We start from the raw sequence: 3430 nt of genomic DNA, 5'->3' as shown, positions 1-3430 counted from the left end.
CTGCAACGAGGTGACCTGTACCCCTGCGATGCACCAGCTCAACAGAAGAACGGAACTCAGAGTGGGCAAGTCCTCCTACGGCTACACCGGAAGACAGAAAAAAGTCGATACCATGTAAGAAATAAATTATCACTCCAAACAAAAAGGCCTCCTGGAAATCGGAGGCCTTTTTTATTTGGTCATAATTTGAATTAAAGATCTATAAATCAATGAAATAGAAGTCAGTTTTAACCTTCTGGAAGTAAAATTAATTGCCAAGTTTTGAGAGTTTAAATAGCATTAAAAATCATTTCACAATAAAAAAAATGCATTACATAAAAAAAATTTCAAAAAATGATTTGGATATGAAAAACAAAAAAATGTATTTTTAACGCATAAATGTATCTACAAGAGGTGTCTCATTATTAAACACGATAAATTTGACACATTTTGAATTGGAGAAATTTAGAATAAAAGAAGGCTGAAATTCAAATTAACGAAATAAAAAATTGTTTCAAATTAAAAAATCAGTCATTAAAAGTAAAAAAATCGGTATCTGCGAAATGCTTACGAACTCGAAAATTTTAACTAACAACGATATGGACAACTTATCCAATTGTCAGACCAGCCCCCAGCCGCCGAGAGGTGGATTTTTGAAATGGGGTAACTATCAGATCAATTTTTTAGTGCTGATTTTCTCCTTCTTTTTGGGGATTGCAGTATTTAATCCAACAGATGGATTTGGGCAGATCACTCCGAGTGCTTTTGGGACAATTGAGGGTACATTTCCCGTGATCATTGATCCGCTCAACCCTCCAGCCTGTCCTCAGAATAATTTGCAGGTGTCTGCAGTGGAATTCAGGGATGTGAATGGCGTGCCATTTGATCCTGCCACGTTAGTTGCGCAGCCGGGCGATGTGATTCAGGGTTCGATTTTTGCGACTTTTGCAGTCAGTGGAAATGGCTACAATCCTTATTTCCAGTATGATCTTTATATCAATGATGAATTCAAAGGCACCAAATTTATTTGTCTTGTTGCTGAGAACGCCCAAGGTCAAACCATAAATGTTCTGGACGGAAGTACTGAAAAGCTTACGGATTTTTCCTGGGTTTATGGGGACAAGATCACGATCAAGAATCTGTACATGACCTGGGAGACGGGTAATGCAAAGGCGAACGATAAGACTTGTTCTGCGGAATTGGGGAACTCCCAGTGTTATTTTTCCGGACCTGGATTCGAGGTAAATACTCCGTTGGCTATTACCTTGGAGAAGGTAGGGACCTATTCAGATCAGGCACCGCTTGGGATCTATAATCCTGGCGATCTGATCAATTATACTTTTAGAGTAGAAAATACCGGAACGATTGCATTGAACAATGTAACAGTAACGGATCCGAAAGTAACTGTAAGTGGAGCTCCTTTGGCGACTCTTGCACCTGGGGCCTCAAACAGTACCAACTTTACTGCTGTGTATACCCTGACTCAGACCGATCTTGATGCTGGGATTTTTACAAACGTTGCGACAGTGACGGGAACGGCTGGATCTCGCAGTTATTCAGACACTGACGATGACACACAGACTTTTTTGATTCCAAAGATCAATTTGGATAAAGTGGGTACGTATGTGGACGTGGCCCCATTGGGTATTTATAATCCGGGTGACCGAATCACCTATGCGTTTACGGTGACCAATACGGGTAATGTGGCCTTGACCAATGTGACGGTTACTGATCCAAAGGTAACCGAGAGCGGCAGCCCGATTGCGACACTTGCGCCAGGAGCCTCCAATAGTACCAACTTTACAGCGGTATACACCCTGACCCAAGCGGACATTGACGCAGGCAGCTTCACCAACACAGCGACTGCGACAGGGACCTATAGTGGAAACCCTTACACGGACACTGACGACGATACGCAAAACTTCATTATGACTCCGTCTTTAGAGTTGACCAAGACGGCTTCCCAGTCCACGTATGATGCGGCGGGTGATGTGATCACCTACACCTTTAAAGTGGAGAACACGGGCGACGTGACCCTGAGCGGAGTGAGCGTAAGCGATCCGTTGAGCGGATTGTCAGCGATCAGCCCTGCGAGTGTGACCAGTCTTGCTCCTGGAGCTACGACGACGTTCACGGCGACCTATACCATTACGTTGGCCGACATGAATGCGGGCAGCGTGGTGAACACGGCTACAGCTACAGGCACCCCTCCAACGGGACCAGCGGTAACCGATACCGACAGTGAGACGATCACGGCGGATCAGGATCCTTCGATCCAGATCACCAAGACGGCTTCCCAGTCCACGTATGATGCGGCGGGTGATGTGATCACCTACACCTTTAAAGTGGAGAACACGGGCGACGTGACCCTGAGCGGAGTGAGCGTAAGCGATCCGTTGAGCGGATTGTCAGCGATCAGCCCTGCGAGTGTGACCAGTCTTGCTCCTGGAGCTACGACGACGTTCACGGCGACCTATACCATTACGTTGGCCGACATGAATGCGGGCAGCGTGGTGAACACGGCTACAGCTACAGGCACCCCTCCAACGGGACCAGCGGTAACCGATACCGACAGTGAGACGATCACGGCGGATCAGAAACCATCTCTAATTATCGAGAAGACAGCGGATCAGGATAGTTATGACGCGGTAGGTGATGTATTGACCTACGAGATTGTTGTGACCAATACAGGCAATGTGACTTTGAGTGACATTGTGGTGACGGATCCACAGGCAACGATCACCGGCGGTAGCCCGATATTGACTCTTGATCCTGAAGCGAGTGCAACGGTAACTGCGAGCTACACCGTAACCCAGTCTGATCTGGATGCGGGCAGCTTCACCAACGTGGCGACTGCTACAGCAACCTTCGGAGAGACCGAATTGGATGAAAGTGATGATGCGACAGTGAATGCCATCCAGACTCCAGCCTTGACAATTGTTAAGACAGCGGATCAGGACAGCTATGACGCAGTAGGCGATGTATTGACCTACGAGATTGTGGTGACCAATACAGGCAACGTGACGCTTAGCGATGTAGTGGTGAAAGACCCATTGACAGGACTGGACGAGACGATAGCCACTTTGGCACCTGGAGCAGAGAATGCAGTGACCTTCGAGGCGAGCTACACCGTAACCCAGTCTGATCTGGATGCGGGCAGCTTCACCAACGTGGCGACTGCTACAGCAACCTTCGGAGAGACCGAATTGGATGAAAGTGATGATGCGACANGACCTTCGAGGCGAGCTACACCGTAACCCAGTCTGATCTGGATGCGGGCAGCTTCACCAACGTGGCGACTGCTACAGCAACCTTCGGAGAGACCGAATTGGATGAAAGTGATGATGCGACAGTGAATGCCATCCAGCGGGCATCGATCAACCTGAACAAGGTTTCGAATGTGGCTACAGTGGATGCGGTTGGCGATGTGATTGTCTATACGCTGACAGTG

At 47.5% G+C, this 3430-nt stretch carries 2 protein-coding genes; both read left to right on the top strand.

Annotated elements, in window-relative coordinates; translation table 11 throughout:
• The first annotated feature begins 542 nt into the window (after positions 1-542).
• The gene (locus D0X99_RS20180; RefSeq protein WP_147392292.1) at positions 543-3236 is read left to right on the top strand and encodes a DUF7507 domain-containing protein; all 2694 of its coding nucleotides are present in this window, start codon (positions 543-545) and stop codon (positions 3234-3236) included.
• Between the two features lie 11 nt (positions 3237-3247).
• A partial coding sequence (locus D0X99_RS20825; RefSeq protein ID WP_449353859.1) for a hypothetical protein occupies positions 3248-3430 on the top strand: 183 nt, incomplete at its 3' end.

The organism is Algoriphagus lacus (assembly GCF_003583985.1).
GTDB classification, from domain to species: domain Bacteria; phylum Bacteroidota; class Bacteroidia; order Cytophagales; family Cyclobacteriaceae; genus Algoriphagus; species Algoriphagus lacus.
The sequence above is the reverse complement of the archived record's forward strand: the minus strand, read 5'-3'. Positions and strand labels throughout refer to the sequence as shown.